We start from the raw sequence: 14,278 nt of genomic DNA, 5'->3' as shown, positions 1-14,278 counted from the left end.
AAAATGGATAGCCTTATTATATCATATAACCAATAAATAGAACGTATATTCCCTACCCAGACAGCATATTTTGTGGAGTATAACGAAAAAAAAGCCGCTTCGACTTCCAGCAGCTTTTCTAAATATATATGTATACTTATCCTCGTCTGTATTGCTTTTCCTTCAATTTCACTTCAATCCGTTTTCCGATGGCCCATAAAATTGCGATGACTCCCAGAGCAATGGCGGTCCTAATCGGTTGTCTGATCAATGATATGAGATCATAGCCGATAAAGCTCATAATGAATATCATCACTGCTTTTCCGGTCAACACAGCAAGCATATATTGATAAATGCCAATCTTTGAAAGTCCCGCGACTATATTGACGACTGCCGAAGGCGTAAAAGGAAAACAGAGTAAAAGAAACAGGGGTCCGAATCCCCGCCTTTCAACCCAGGCTGTCAAACTTTTCACCTTGCTGCTCCGCCGGAGCGGGCCTAATATCCTCACTTCTCCAAATCTTCGGATGAGAAGGAAGACAACATATGCTCCTCCGGAAGCTCCGGCCCAAGAAAATAGAAATCCCCAGCCCAGTCCAAAAGCATTGGCATTAGCCATGACAAACAAAAACAGCGGCAAAAAGGGGAGAAAGGCCTCCAAAAAAGGCAGTAATAGCCCCGGTAGCGGACCGAATGAGCGGTACTTTTCAATCATTTCGATTATATTTTCTATCGTCAGCCAGTCTTTGAATGAAAACAAATCCATGAACATACCTCTATTCCGATGAGTAAATGGTCCCGCGCCCTATTTTCTTTAAATTATAGCATAGCCGAGCCAGCCTGTTCTATTCTACAAGCCGCATTCGCAGCGCTAGGAGGAAATATTTTCAGCTTGAAATTTCTAGCCGCGCTTAGTAAAATAAAAAAGGAACAAATGTTCCCATTTAAGGAGGCTGCTCAATGACAAGGATTCCTGGGAATGAGCGGGATATCATTGAACAAGCGATCTATTTGCCCATGCTGCTGACAGTATTACAACGTGACCTATCCGTTGTGGAACAAAGCCCGTTCAAATTAAAAAAACCTTATCGACACTTGATTGAACATACGATGCGGGAGGTGCAGAAGGAACTGGCGGAGGTAAAAAGGTATTTGCACAAAAATAACATCCGGGTGGAACGGATGAAGTCGGATGAAATTTTTACGATGTACTTGTTTTTGTATAAGGGATACGAGGAACACCATAATTATTTCAATCCACGTCTCCGAAACAAAGTCGAGGAATTATTGAACTTTTATTTAGGTGCCGCTCCTTTAAAGGAAGGCGCAAGGCGCGCAGCCTTAGGCGACAAGCACAAGGCGAATTTTGATGAGGCAGTCCCCAGCAACCACAGCAAAGCTACTAACTTCAATACATTGTGAGAAACACCTCTGAACATGCTTCATGCAACTTTGCGACGAGCTGAACAAGGCTTCCTCGAATTTGCTATGGGGCAGGAGCACAATCTTCTTGAATCGGCTCCCTTGCAGACTTGTGACCTCGAGCCGATGGCGCCTGGGCCGCCTTAGACCGCGAAATCCTATCGCTTCGGTGGCACTAGCGCGTCCTGCGCGTCGCCGCCTCAGACCGCCACATCCTCGAAAAAGCTGATGCTTTTCCTTCGTGCGATGTAACGCTGCCGAAGCTTTCCTTGTCCTGTCGCTTCGCTTGCTCTAGCACTTCCTGTGCGTCGGAGCTAGAAAAAGCTCATATTATTCGAAATATGCCTTCCTCCCATAAAAAAGAAGAAGGCATGATCCTTCTTCTACTCGGATATCCAATAGGCTCCATTAGGTTCGGATGCTCGACTTTTTGATAAGTGAACAGGATGCTTGTTGAAATTTTCCATCCTTTTCATGTTTTGTGTAAATTTGATCCTGAGCATGGCTGTACGTGAGACTTGGTTTTCCAAGGAGTAGAAAGAAACCGGGAGCTCAAACCTTTCATTGTTTTGAAACGTGACGATTGTTGAGTATGGGCCATTTTTTTCATACGAAGCAATAAAGTCATGGGAAATCCATGCACATTGAGGACTTGCCGGTGATGCAGTTGGAAATAGATAGATGGAAGTGTAGGGGTCAACCATGATGGGAGCCTTGTGAGTAATGCCGATCAGCTGTTTCGTCCCCTCCCTCCTTCCGCTGTATGAACTTCCAAAATATTCACAGCTTCTTTTCACAATATCAAACGGTCTGCAAGAGGTTAAATAACGGGCACCTGCTTCAATCACTTCGGAGTGAACACCCGTCGGTCGAATCATCATCGTATAAGGATTAATTTCGTAATTCGATAACAACATATCCTTTTCCGCCATTTTTCTGCCCCTTTCTACAGTTTTCATCCAATATGCCTATAATAATAACATAGATTTCCATAATTGTCATCAAAATTCTAAAAAATCAAAACAATAACCAGGACTAAAGAATTATGCCTATTTCCACAATAAAAGACGTCAGAAAATTTAAATTCCTCTCTTGTGTTTTTGCCCAAATCTGTGTATAATTAAAAAAAGGTTCCGAGGTGATCATCGATGGAGAGGAAGAAATCTTATCAGGAACTGTTGAAAGAGTACACGATGACACAGAATCAAAAACAAGCTAAAGCGTTGGAATGGTACACAGAACTTTTCTTAAATGATCTTTTGCAAAAAAGAAGGGAAAAACAGCTGCGTGCGGAAATTGATCTTGCGCTGGATCAAAGAGACGAGAAAGCTTTCATGAAGCTTTCAAAAGAGCTCATAAGTCACATAGGATAATTAAAAGCCACATATTAAATCCCCCTTGATGAAGGGGGATTTTTTTGCGTACATCGCCAATTTTGTTAAATTCTAATCATCTTTTGCCTGTTTTTCAAATTCATCCGCCATCCTAATCCGTTCAAGCATCGTCGGATGGCCGTAACGGAATATTTTTACCAGATACGGCGGATTAACCTGGCTCAGCCCTGCTCTCGTCAAATCCTGAAAAGTCCGGACTGCCGCATCCGTATCTTCAGTCATTTCCAATGCATATCGGTCTGCGCGCATTTCCTGGTAACGAGATACCCAGTTTGTCAGAGGACTTGCAGCGAATAATAAAAACGATGTTATTAACAGGAAAGCCGGGAGTGAACTGATATTTGTCATCCCCTTCACTTTCCATGTTTCTCCCCTCTTCCTAATCCATAGCTCCATCAACTTTGCTGTCAGCCACAGACCCACAAAAGAAAGCAACACGTATCCCGCAATGCCTTTATAAATATGCTTCTCCACATAATGGCCCATTTCATGCGCCATGATGAACAGGACTTCTTCGTCATCCAGCCTCTCCAAAGTTGTATCCCAGAGGACAATCCTTGAATTGGAGCCGACCCCTGTCACATAGGCATTCAATGCGTTGGTCTTTTTGGACATATCCACTTCATATACGTGCTCAGACGGAATTTCCGCTTCATGTGCCAGCGTAAGAATCTTCGTTTCCAGTTGCTTATCTTTCAAAGGGTAAAAATCATTGTAAAGCGGGTCAATGATAACCGGTTGGATGAACATCATGAAAACCGAAAAAGGTATGGATAATACCCAGACGCCCAGCCACCATCTCTTTTTAAACTTTCTCATCATCAGGTAAATGACAAGAACTACAATACACATCGTGGCGTAATTCACCCAGAAATCCAGGAACTGATCCTTCATCCAGGAAGAGAAAAGCTGCGTGGATATATTGTATGTCCTAGAAAACAGATAAGATGTGTAGGCAAATGGAAAGGTGACAATGAATGTGGCAAGTGAAAGCCAAAACAAATAAATGATTGTTTGAAGCGGAAACCATTTCGCCGTATTTCCGGCCCACCGTTCAAACATTGCCGAAATCCCAAACAGGAGAATCAAGTAATAAAACAGCCATTGATATGGTTTGGACAGAAAAAACATCAGGTTCCGGATTTTTGAATATTCCTCACTAAGCATCAGTTCCCTGCTGTTTAAAAAAGTCGCAGGATCTATACTCGTCCCTTTATACATATGCGGAATGGCAGTGTCCGCCAGGAAAAATAGATACACATACATGACTGCACCAAACAAAAGATAAGCGATCACCGCCCGCAATGCCCATTTTCTAACCAATGCTCTCCCCTCCTTGTCCATTCATTATTATATGTAGAAAAGACACCCGGCAGAACAGAACCAATACGTCATATTGTCTCCCCAAAAGAAAAAAATAAGCGTAAAAAGATTCACACCTAAGTGCGTGGACCCTTTTACGCTGGTAAATTAATTCGGCCTTACACGATGGAATATCCTTCATCTTCCACGTCTGCCTGCCACCTTGTAAAAAAACTCTTTCTTTTTTGCATTTACTCTTCGATTTTCGCATTTACTCTCCAATTTTTACAGTACTCCTTTAGCGAAACTTTCAAAGTTAAATAAACATTGAATACATGCTTAAAGCCACAATTGATCCAATGACCACGATGATGACATTTGCACCGAGAAACGCAATGATAAAAGCTGCCGCAGCCCCTACAATCCCATAAATTAGATTACCTTCATTAATTAGTAACGCTGCAGGAAAAATCAATGCACCGAGCGTGGCAAAAGGGACATTTTGCAATACACCCTGGATAAAGGGCGGCAATTCCTTTCCTTTAAACATGACAAACGGCAGCATTCTTGGAATGTATGTAACAGCAGCCATGCCGATAATCGTCAAAATGATCAATGAGCTATTCATTGTCTGTCTCCCCCCTCTTTTTAACGGTTTCAACCGTTTCAATCAAAATTGAGGACAAGAGTGTAGCAGCAACAATGGCCCAGCCTTTTCCCATCACATTCCCAAATACGAAGACACTGTTAAAGACTGCGGCAAGAAGAGCAAGATAAATAACTTTTGTACTTTTTTTCATGGATGGAACAAGCAGACCGATAAACATGGCGTAAAGCGCAATGGCCATACTTTCCTGAAGCACCTGCGGCAGGCTGGCCCCGATACCGTACCCGATGCCGGAGAAAACAACCCAGCTGCCATATGCCAAAGAAATGATCCCAAATAAATATCCTGTTGAAACAGTCCCCGCTTTCGTTGCAGCAACGGAAAAAGTCTCATCTGTTATTCCGAAAGCATAGATGGCTTTTTTCCATGGAACTTCCTTTTCCACTTTTTCGTTCAAGGAAGCGGACATGAGAAAATGCCGGATGTTTACAATGAAAGTCGTCATAATGACTTCCATCGCTCCCGTTCCCAGTGCAAACATGGTGAGTGCCATATACTGTGAAGCCCCCGCAAACACGATGAGGCTCATCAAAACGGTTTCAAATAGCGAAAGACCCGCTGTTTTTGCCAAAAGTCCATAGGTAAGGGCGACCGGTGCATATCCAATGGCAATGCTCACACCGTCCTGGAGACCAAGGCGGAATTGTGAGGTCTTTATTTTCTGTACTGAAGCTTCCAATTCTCCTTCCCCCTAAATCAATCAACTAATCTAATAATTATAGACAGGAAATTTTTTTTCATCAAGAGGAGGAAGATTGTGAAAACAGGGTTATCTCAATAGTTCTGAAGCTTCTTTTACAATAGCCGTGACGATATCCGACGCTCGTTTTTCCACCCGCGCTTCGAACAGCCTCGTGCCCTGTCCTGCCCATAGAGACATATAATCCGGATTATTCAGTTTGGCTGCAGCTTTTCTAATATCTGACGTGAGGGAATTTTGAGATGGGAAAGCCACCGGCTTTGCCGATGATTCAAACTCACTGATGAATTTATTTTTGATGCCTCTTGCCGGCCTGCCCGAAAAGCTTTTTGTGATCACTGTGCTTTCTTCCGTGCTTTCCAGCAGTTGTTTCTTATATGCAGGATGGGCAACCGATTCTTCGGCAGGCAGAAAAGCAGTTCCAAGCTGAACTCCGGCAGCGCCTAGCGTAAGTGCGGCCACAAGACCCCTTCCATCCATGATGCCGCCGGCTGCAACAACAGGGATTCCAACATTATCAGCGACTTGAGGGACGAGTGAAAAGGTTCCTATATTTGCACCGTAAGGATGCTCACTTACATTGAATGTACCCCTGTGTCCCCCTGCATCACTTCCTTGGGCCACGATCAGGTCCGCACCTGCATTCTCGGACTCGATAGCTTCTTTGACCGCCGTTACCATCGCAATCACTTTTATACCTTTTTCCTTCGCCAAAGACATTTTATCCTTTGGTAAAACGCCGAAGGCGGTGCTGATGACAGGGACATTTTCATCCAGTAAAACCTGGAACTGGTCTTCAAACATATTGGGAGATGAATAGTTAGTCTTCTCTTGAATTCCAAGTTCTGCTCTAAAGCGGTTTAACACAAGCCGAGCTTGCTCGATGCCCTCCCAATTATCTTCCATATCGACACAAAATAAATTAGCCGCAAAAGGCTTATCTGTCTGGGCTTTAATGTCGCTAATGTTTTTTCTGATTTCATCAGGTGTCATATAGGCCGCACCAAGAGTTCCGAGAGCCCCTGCCATAGAAACAGCGGCTGCAAGTTCAGCCGTGGCAGCGCCGGCCATCCCTGCCTGCACTATCGGATACTCTATGTTTAAAAAATCACAAATGGAAGTTTTTAATTTAGTCATTTTTTCCTCCATCTTTTTCCATCAGCTTGCGGACATTTTCCTTCGGAGTCCAGCAATTGAATTGATAATGAGTCTTTGTTTCATACCCAAGTCTTTTACAATAATAGTTCATTTTTCCATTTTTTCTTTCAGCAACAAAATAGATGCATGTTGCACAACAGTGATATCTGCTCATAGCCCGCTCCTTGTAGGACTTGATTAAAATGGCAACTCTGGTGGCTTTACGTTTCTTTTATTGTCCAGCTGCGGGCTCAGCGACTAGCAGACTTCGCGGACTAATATGCTCCAAGGCATAGTTTATTCAGGAAGCTATGTTACCTTGTCGCAAAGCTGCATGAAGCTTACTCGCGAAGGATTCACATGATGTTATTGAAGTTAGCTGCTTTCCTACGATAAGTCAACATCGCTCCACTGCGTTCCGCGTGTTTCCTTTATTTCGTCGAAGCCACTCTGTCTGGCTACAACGCCTAGCCCCTCAAGGTCATAAGCCAATCGCTGCTGAAGACAAAGGACGCCTTCTTCAGCGCTCGTCTTATGCTTGTTGGGGCTGAGCAAGGCGTTTCCGCATTTCGGCTCAGTCTGTACGTCGCTAATCGTCGCCCTTCGCTTTTCTATATTATTTCCCCTGATAAACAGGCTTCCTCTTTTCGCTGAATGCCTGGAGTGCCTCGAGCCGGTCCTCGGTGGGGATTGTAAGCTCGTAGGCTTTTCTTTCAATCTCAAGCCCCGTTTGCAGGTCTGCGTTCATTCCGGTTTTGATAGCATACTTTGCCTGCTGGACGGCAATCGGACCGTTGGCAAGTATGGAAGCTGCAAGTTCCATCACTTTTGCCATCAATTCTTCCTGCTCCGCGATATTAGTAATAACTCCATATGTATGTGCCTCTTCAGCCGTCATTCTCTTGGCAGTCAAGATCAGCTCCATTGCTTTTGCTTTCCCGATCAGGCGCGGCAGTCTTTGCGTTCCTCCTGCCCCCGGGATAATCGCCAGACTTGTTTCCGTCAACCCCATCATCGCTTCTTTCACCGCAATCCTGAAATCGCATGCTAAGGCAAGCTCCATGCCTCCGCCAAAAGCGTGACCATTCATCGCAGCAACAGTCGGCTGCGGGAGCTTTTCAATTGCATGAAATACATCTCCGATCTTATGGACATTGCGGCGAACCTCCTGCTCAGATAACGTCTTCCTTTCTTTTAAATCCGCGCCGACACTGAACGCTTTTTTTCCGGCACCTTTAAAAATCACCAGTCGAACATTTCTATCCGTTTTTAACAGTTCAGCTGTTTCACCTAATTCACACAACGTTTCATAATTAAAGGCATTTAAAGAATCGGGACGATTAATTGTAACAGTCGCAATAAAATCCTGTACATCCAACCGAATATTTTTCATAGTTGATCCCCTTCCTTGTTTTTACTCACCTTAATATATTTCTTTATATCTTTTAAAAAACCTCTCTACTTAAAGGTAAAATCACGGAATAAGTCATCCGTGATCATTGAAGAACCCGTTTTTTCAACTCTCTTTTCATAATTTTTCCGGTTGAATTTTTCGGTAGCTCTTCAAGGATTTCAATTGATTTAGGCAGTTTATAAGGAGCCAGCCTTTCAGCAAGATATTGATGCGGTTCCAGCTTAGCTGCCTTTTCATCCCTGGGTACAATAAAAGCCTTCACCGCTTCCCCCTGTTCCGTGTCGGGCACCCCGATCACTGCCGCCTCCAGAACATCGGGATGTTCGTACAGAATCTCTTCCACCTCTCTCGGATATACATTATAGCCGCCGACAATGATTAGGTCTTTCTTGCGGTCGACGATATAAAAATATCCATCTTCATCCATTTTCGCCAAATCTCCCGTATACAGCCAACCATTACGGATAGCCGCGGCAGTTTCATCGGGCAGGTTATAGTACCCTTTCATCACATTAGGTCCCCGGACCGCAAGTTCCCCCACCTCTCCGGCTGGAAGTTCATTGCCAAATTCATCCACTACCTTATTTTCCACGTTGATAATGGAAGTGCCGATTGATCCGGGCTTTCGCGGTCTGTCGAGCGGGTTGAAACATGTGACAGGGGATGCTTCCGACAACCCGTACCCTTCGGATATGACAACATTGAATTTTTCTTCAAAGTTTTTCAGCAAAGCAACCGGCATGGAAGCTCCCCCTGAAATGCAAAGCCGCATGGAGGAAAAATCATCAGGATTGCTGTCCGGATATTGATACAGGAAATTATACATTGTCGGTACACCTGCAAAAATGGTCGCTTTATATTTTTTGGCCACGCGGAAGATTTCCTTCGGACTAAACTTCGGAACGATAATCATGGTAGAGCCGCTTATTAGCGGGGCATTCAAAGCGACGGTCAGGCTGAATACGTGAAACATGGGCAACGTTGTGATAACCGTATCTTCATTGTCCATTTTTAAATAGTCGCGGATATCACGCGCGTTCGAATATAAATTTTCATGTGTCAGCATTGCACCCTTTGGCTTTCCGGTCGTTCCGGATGTGTACAATACGACAGCTGTATCCTCCCTGCTGACAGGTACAGGCCTAAAATCAATATCTCCGGAATGTAGAATTTCCGAAAACGCTTCCAGTTCTATGTTTAATTGAGCGCCGGTTTCACAAATTATATAGTGTTCGATTTTGGGAACTGCCTCCCTCAATTTATCTATATAAGGAACCATCTGGTCCAATGCAATAACCGCTTTGACATCTCCGTCTTTTAATATGTAGGCAATCTCAGACGGGGTATAAGTCGGATTAATGGGGACTGCTATCGCTCCGATGCGCATAATTCCATATAGGCTAATAATGAAATGAGGAGAATTTCCAAGCAAAAGGGCAACATGATCTCCTTTTCTTATTCCTGTATCAGCCAGCCCACTTGCAAACTTGTTGACGGACACATTCAGCGCTTCAAATGTCGTCGCCTCATCCATGAAATAATAAGCAACCTTTTCACGGTGTTTAATTGCTGCCTCTTGTAAACTATCAACTAAATTCATAACGGTCCTCCTATTGAATGAATGATCATTCATTTTTTGGCGTTAAAAATTTCATGATGCGTTACTAATTTTAATTATAATTAAAGTTCAAAAAAGTCACAACCCTTATTTTTTAGGGGCTGTGACCCTTCTTTTAATATATCAGTTCTACGATTTCATCCTTCGTGACGTTTCCGAAGTAATGCGGGATATCTACATTTTCGAGCGCCTTTGCTATTTCCGCCCTTTCGTATTTTACTCCTGCAAGGCGATCTTCAATCTCGCTTACATCCCCAATTCCAAAAAAGTCACCGAAAATTTTACAATCGGTGATCTGGCCTTTATTCACATCCAGACGGAACTCGATCTGCCCTACAGGAAAACGATGGGAGTGCTGTATATTGAATTTCGGTGATCTTCCATAATTCCAGTCCCAGTTCCGATATCTTTGTTCAGAAATTTCATGGATCTTTTCCCAATCGGCTTCCGTCAATTTGTATTCCGGAATTGGATCCTGCCAGTCAAAAATATATCGCAGCAGCATATCCCTAAACTGTTCGGTAGTCATTTGTTCATCCAAAAACTCTGAAATGTTTGCTACACGGCTTCTTATCGACTTGATTCCTTTAGACTCAATTTTATCTTTACGCACCTTTAAAGCTGATACTACGTTTTCAATTTCGGAATCGAACAGTAATGTCCCATGAGTGAACATCCGTCCTCTAGTTGCAAACTGGGCATTGCCGGAAATTTTTCTGCCTTCTACAAGAATGTCATTTCTTCCTTGCAGTTCTGCCTTCACTCCGAGCTTCTCCAATGCTTCAATTACCGGCATCGTAAATTTCCTGAAGTTCATAAAACTTTCGCCTTCATCCTTAGTAATAAAACTGTAGTTCAGGTTCCCTAAATCATGATAGACGGCTCCTCCCCCTGACAGCCTCCTTACCACATGAATACCGTTGCTTTCGACATAGTCCGTATTAATTTCTTCTATTGTGTTTTGGTTCTTTCCAATGATGATCGACGGCTCATTAATATAAAACAGCAAGTACCCGTCATCGTTAATATCGAGGTTTTTTAGAGCAAACTCTTCGATAGCCAGATTGATCCTAGGATCCTTAATTCCCTGATTATCAATAAAAAGCATGATTTTTCCTCTCCTTTATAATGCGTGGTCAAAAAGTTATCGAATCAGAAGGTCGACTACAGGCGTCACGTCCTGCCCATCGAAACTGGACAAAGAAAAGCTTCTAACGATTGCCCATAACAAGTTATACTTTCGAGTAGTTTCGCCGCTTATCATTTGGCGACTTTTGAACATTCTCTTAAATTTTTATACGCATTCCTTCAGAAGCAATCATAACCTCGCCTGTGAATTGCTCTTCAGCTTCATCTTTAAGCTGGGAGAGTTTCCCGAAATGAGGAAGATGCGTCAGGATAAGCTTGTCCACACCTGCCCGGCGTGCAGTATTTCCTGCCTCCTCACTCGTCATATGTCCGGCAGCCCTGCCGTCCATCCCTTTATAAAAGTTCGATTCACAAAGCAGTACGTCAGCTTGTTTTGCAAAGCTTTCCAGTTCTTTAAAATATGAAGTATCTCCTGTATACACGAGCGACTTTCCATCTGCTTCAATTCTCATGGCAAAACAGGGGACTGAATGATGCGTTTGTACAAAAGAAATCTGGAATGGGCCAATATGTAATATTTCTTCAGGCTTATAGGTTATCCCTGAGGTTACATCTTTATAAGTGAGCTGATTGAACCCTTGTTTATCCAGCCCATGCCCATAGATGGGCAGGGTCCTGTCATATTGATTGGTGAACTTTCCAACATAGAGCGCATGCTGGACTACTCCGATATCAGCCGTATGGTCCGCATGATAATGTGAAAGGATGATTCCGTCCAGCTTTTCAGGATCAATGATGGTTTGAAGCTTCGATAAAACAGCACTTCCACAATCTATTAGCAAATGGAAATCATCATGGGTCAACAAATATCCGGAGCTTGCTTCTCCAGCTTTGGGAAATCCCCCCCAGCAGCCAATGATTGTCAATTCCACCTTGTTCACTCCCTTTCATCTCACCTTTAACTATAACTATACTAAAATTTATTTTTTTTGGCTTATATAAAGAAATGCGGAAGGCGCCTGGCCACCTCAGGACGCCACATCCTCGAAAAAGCTGACGCTTTTTCTTCGTGCGATGTAACGCTGTCGAAGCTTTCCTTGTCCTGCGCTTCGCTTGCACTAGCACTTCCTGTGCGTCGGTGGGCACTAGGTCCTCCTGTCCGTCGGAGCTAGACATAACGAATCGTCGTTCAAATAGAAATTCCTGTCTAATTTTATAGTTTCTTTAAAACTTATAAAATTTTCTATTGACACAAAATCAACTGTTATAATACAATATAAACAACGAAGCACCGTTGTATAACAAAATTAAGGGAGTGGAAAAGAAAATGATTGAAAACGTAGTAGAATTCTTTAAAAATTTACCTCCAAAGAAATGTACAGAATGCGGAGAAACCGTATCAGAACAACACGAGTGCTATGGTACGAAATGTGATAAGTGTTTAGATTTCAAATAAGTTGATATATCCTCCCCCGCCGTCGGGGGTTATTTTTTTATCTCATCTGTTATAATACAAAATCAAAACCGGGAGCGCCTGTCCGCCGATGCATTAATCGATGAACAGGCGCCATAGCTGGGCGTTGCTTTAATATGGTCTTACAATACATAATACAACAAAGAGGAGCTGTCATAATTGACGCCAGCTCCTCTCCTATTGAATTAACGCCCAGCCCCGACAGCCTCGCCAATATTTGAAAAACCATCTCTTTTCAGCAATTCAACCAGTCTTGTATTAATTGATTTTACAATCCCTGGCCCTTCATAGATCATGCCAGTATATACCTGGATCAGACTGGCGCCTGAAAGAATTTTTTCATAGGCATCGTCGCCAGTAAATATTCCGCCAACCCCTATGATAGGTAATTGATTACCGACTTCTTCATATATTTCTTTAATCCAGACTGTTGATCTGTCTTTTAGCGGAAGGCCGCTGAGACCCCCGGCTTCCTCGACATGAGACTTGGATGCCAGCCCTTCCCTGGATAAAGTCGTATTTGTAGCGATGATTCCGGATAGCCCTTCATCCAAAGCAGCACGCACAACATCATGCATATGTTCATCTGTCATATCGGGCGCCACCTTTAAGAAGATCGGCTTGTTCGCGGCACCTTTTGCCTCCAATTCAACCTTTTTCTTCTGAATGGAAGAAATTAATTGTTTCAGGCTTTCTATCTCCTGTAAGTCACGCAAATTAGGCGTATTGGGTGAACTCACATTGATGACAAAATAATGTCCGTACGGATAAAGTGCATCCAAACACTTTTCATAATCACTTGCCGCTTCTTCATTTGGAGTGACTTTATTTTTTCCGATGTTGACGCCGATCGGTACTCCTGCTGCTTCATAGTTATGTAAATTCTTTTTTACAGCCTCTGCCCCTTCATTATTGAAGCCCATGCGATTAATCACAGCACTGTCATCAACGAGGCGAAACAGTCGAGGCTTTTCATTTCCGGACTGCGCAAGCGGTGTGATTGTACCGACTTCAACAAATCCGAATCCCATGGCTGACAAGCCATGATAAACTTCAGCATTTTTATCGAAGCCTGCAGCCAGCCCGACTGTATTTGGAAACCGTATGCCGCAGACCTCTGTGGCCAAGCTTTCATCATTGACCTGATACATAGAACGCAGCAAGCCATTTCCTCCTGATTTTTCGGCAAGCTTCAACGCAGACACCGTACGATGATGCGCCTCCTCAGGGTCCAACTTAAATAAAAATTTCTTTATAAGAGGGTATATGACTCCTCACGCCTTTCTATCATTCCATATAGATTTCTTTCTCGATTGATATTACCACTATCGACCGCTACTCTCAATAAGGTGGTGCTTTCATTTTTGTCTGACTGGCAAAATTTCACAAGGTTTTATTTAAAATGAATTATTTCTGAACAATGGCCGTTTACTGCCAATGCAATGCATATATTGGTATAATAGAGGCAAATGCGCGATTTTTTGGAGGGTTTTATTTGAAAAAAATTTTTTCCGTTATTTTCATATCTTTTATACTCATATTAAGCGCTTGTTCGTCGCAAAAAAGCGGCACGCCCATTGAAGATTTTAACTTTACAGATCAGGACGGGAAGCCTTTTGGGCTTGAAGATTTAAAAGGTAAGGTCTGGGTCTCCGATTTTGTCTTTACGAACTGTACAACGGTATGCCCACCGATGACGATGAATATGGCCGAGCTACAAGAAAAAGTGAAGGAAATGGGCCTCGAAGATGTCCATTTTGTTTCGTTCACTGTTGACCCAGAAATTGATACACCTGAGGTTTTAAAGCAATATGGCCAATCCTTTGGCGCCGACTTCTCCACATGGCACTTTCTCACAGGATATTCACAGGAAGAAATCGAGGATTATGTACCAAAAAATTTCAAAACCATTGTAAAAAAACCGCGGGATGACGACCAAGTCATCCACGGAATCACCTTTTACCTGTTTAATAAAGATGGTGAAATCATCGGTGATTATCCCGGAGATAAAGAAGTTCCATTTAAGCAGATCATTAAGGATATAAAGGCAGCACTTTAATTAAAAATAACGGAAGAAAAAGT

Annotated in this window: 16 protein-coding genes; 4 read left to right on the top strand and 12 right to left on the bottom strand. The window is 43.1% G+C overall.

Going from position 1 to position 14,278, the window contains the following annotated elements; all coding sequences use genetic code 11:
• Positions 1 to 136: 136 nt before the first annotated feature.
• Positions 137 to 745 carry a TVP38/TMEM64 family protein gene (locus D4T97_RS08010; RefSeq protein WP_126049458.1) on the bottom strand — a complete coding sequence of 203 codons (609 nt, stop codon included), beginning with the start codon at positions 743 to 745 and terminating at the stop codon, positions 137 to 139.
• Between the two features lie 194 nt (positions 746 to 939).
• Here D4T97_RS08010 and D4T97_RS08005 point away from each other — a divergent pair, with 194 nt between their 5' ends.
• A complete protein-coding gene (locus D4T97_RS08005; RefSeq protein ID WP_235872189.1) occupies positions 940 to 1,401 on the top strand; it encodes a hypothetical protein in 462 nt (153 codons plus the stop codon).
• A gap of 383 nt (positions 1,402 to 1,784) precedes the next feature.
• Here D4T97_RS08005 and D4T97_RS08000 read toward each other — a convergent pair whose 3' ends face one another.
• On the bottom strand, positions 1,785 to 2,333 hold the full coding sequence (locus D4T97_RS08000; RefSeq protein ID WP_126049456.1) for a competence protein ComK: 549 nt from the start codon (positions 2,331 to 2,333) through the stop codon (positions 1,785 to 1,787).
• A 216-nt stretch (positions 2,334 to 2,549) separates the two neighbouring features.
• Between D4T97_RS08000 and D4T97_RS07995 the strand changes: the two genes are divergently transcribed.
• The gene (locus D4T97_RS07995) at positions 2,550 to 2,774 is read left to right on the top strand and encodes an IDEAL domain-containing protein (protein WP_126049454.1); all 225 of its coding nucleotides are present in this window, start codon (positions 2,550 to 2,552) and stop codon (positions 2,772 to 2,774) included.
• Positions 2,775 to 2,846: 72 nt separating this feature from the next.
• Here D4T97_RS07995 and D4T97_RS07990 read toward each other — a convergent pair whose 3' ends face one another.
• The 9 genes from D4T97_RS07990 to D4T97_RS07950 all read right to left on the bottom strand — a co-directional run bounded on the left by D4T97_RS07990 (position 2,847) and on the right by D4T97_RS07950 (position 11,654).
• The gene (locus D4T97_RS07990) at positions 2,847 to 4,118 is read right to left on the bottom strand and encodes a M48 family metallopeptidase (protein WP_206435545.1); all 1,272 of its coding nucleotides are present in this window, start codon (positions 4,116 to 4,118) and stop codon (positions 2,847 to 2,849) included.
• A 295-nt stretch (positions 4,119 to 4,413) separates the two neighbouring features.
• Positions 4,414 to 4,725, bottom strand: a complete 312-nt coding sequence (locus tag D4T97_RS07985) for an AzlD domain-containing protein (RefSeq protein WP_126049450.1) — start codon at positions 4,723 to 4,725, stop codon at positions 4,414 to 4,416.
• Positions 4,718 to 5,443 (bottom strand): AzlC family ABC transporter permease, encoded by a 726-nt coding sequence (locus tag D4T97_RS07980; RefSeq protein WP_126049448.1) that lies wholly within the window; start codon positions 5,441 to 5,443, stop codon positions 4,718 to 4,720. The genes D4T97_RS07985 and D4T97_RS07980 overlap by 8 nt, the downstream gene beginning before the upstream one ends.
• A gap of 90 nt (positions 5,444 to 5,533) precedes the next feature.
• Positions 5,534 to 6,601, bottom strand: a complete 1,068-nt coding sequence (locus D4T97_RS07975; RefSeq protein ID WP_126049446.1) for an NAD(P)H-dependent flavin oxidoreductase — start codon at positions 6,599 to 6,601, stop codon at positions 5,534 to 5,536.
• The gene (locus tag D4T97_RS07970; protein ID WP_126049444.1) at positions 6,594 to 6,776 is read right to left on the bottom strand and encodes a hypothetical protein; all 183 of its coding nucleotides are present in this window, start codon (positions 6,774 to 6,776) and stop codon (positions 6,594 to 6,596) included. The genes D4T97_RS07975 and D4T97_RS07970 overlap by 8 nt, the downstream gene beginning before the upstream one ends.
• Positions 6,777 to 7,217: 441 nt before the next feature.
• Positions 7,218 to 7,994 carry an enoyl-CoA hydratase-related protein gene (locus tag D4T97_RS07965; RefSeq protein WP_126049442.1) on the bottom strand — a complete coding sequence of 259 codons (777 nt, stop codon included), beginning with the start codon at positions 7,992 to 7,994 and terminating at the stop codon, positions 7,218 to 7,220.
• Positions 7,995 to 8,097: 103 nt separating this feature from the next.
• Positions 8,098 to 9,615 (bottom strand): fatty acid--CoA ligase family protein, encoded by a 1,518-nt coding sequence (locus D4T97_RS07960; RefSeq protein ID WP_126049440.1) that lies wholly within the window; start codon positions 9,613 to 9,615, stop codon positions 8,098 to 8,100.
• A 133-nt stretch (positions 9,616 to 9,748) separates the two neighbouring features.
• Complete coding sequence (locus D4T97_RS07955) at positions 9,749 to 10,741, bottom strand: lipoate--protein ligase (protein WP_126049438.1); 993 nt, start codon at positions 10,739 to 10,741, stop codon at positions 9,749 to 9,751.
• A 178-nt stretch (positions 10,742 to 10,919) separates the two neighbouring features.
• Positions 10,920 to 11,654 (bottom strand): MBL fold metallo-hydrolase, encoded by a 735-nt coding sequence (locus tag D4T97_RS07950; protein WP_126049436.1) that lies wholly within the window; start codon positions 11,652 to 11,654, stop codon positions 10,920 to 10,922.
• 395 nt (positions 11,655 to 12,049) lie between these two features.
• Between D4T97_RS07950 and yhfH the strand changes: the two genes are divergently transcribed.
• Positions 12,050 to 12,178, top strand: coding sequence for a protein YhfH (gene yhfH / locus D4T97_RS07945; RefSeq protein ID WP_126050224.1), 129 nt, complete (start codon positions 12,050 to 12,052; stop codon positions 12,176 to 12,178).
• A 203-nt stretch (positions 12,179 to 12,381) separates the two neighbouring features.
• Here the strand turns inward: yhfH and D4T97_RS07940 are convergent, their stop codons facing one another.
• Complete coding sequence (locus D4T97_RS07940) at positions 12,382 to 13,464, bottom strand: quinone-dependent dihydroorotate dehydrogenase (RefSeq protein ID WP_126049434.1); 1,083 nt, start codon at positions 13,462 to 13,464, stop codon at positions 12,382 to 12,384.
• A gap of 227 nt (positions 13,465 to 13,691) precedes the next feature.
• Here D4T97_RS07940 and D4T97_RS07935 point away from each other — a divergent pair, with 227 nt between their 5' ends.
• Positions 13,692 to 14,255: an SCO family protein gene (locus D4T97_RS07935; RefSeq protein ID WP_235872188.1), complete on the top strand. Its 564-nt coding sequence runs from the start codon at positions 13,692 to 13,694 to the stop codon at positions 14,253 to 14,255.
• Positions 14,256 to 14,278 lie beyond the last annotated feature (23 nt).

The organism is Siminovitchia acidinfaciens (assembly GCF_003605385.1).
Taxonomy (GTDB): Bacteria; Bacillota; Bacilli; order Bacillales; family Bacillaceae_C; genus Siminovitchia; species Siminovitchia acidinfaciens.
The sequence above is the reverse complement of the archived record's forward strand: the minus strand, read 5'-3'. Positions and strand labels throughout refer to the sequence as shown.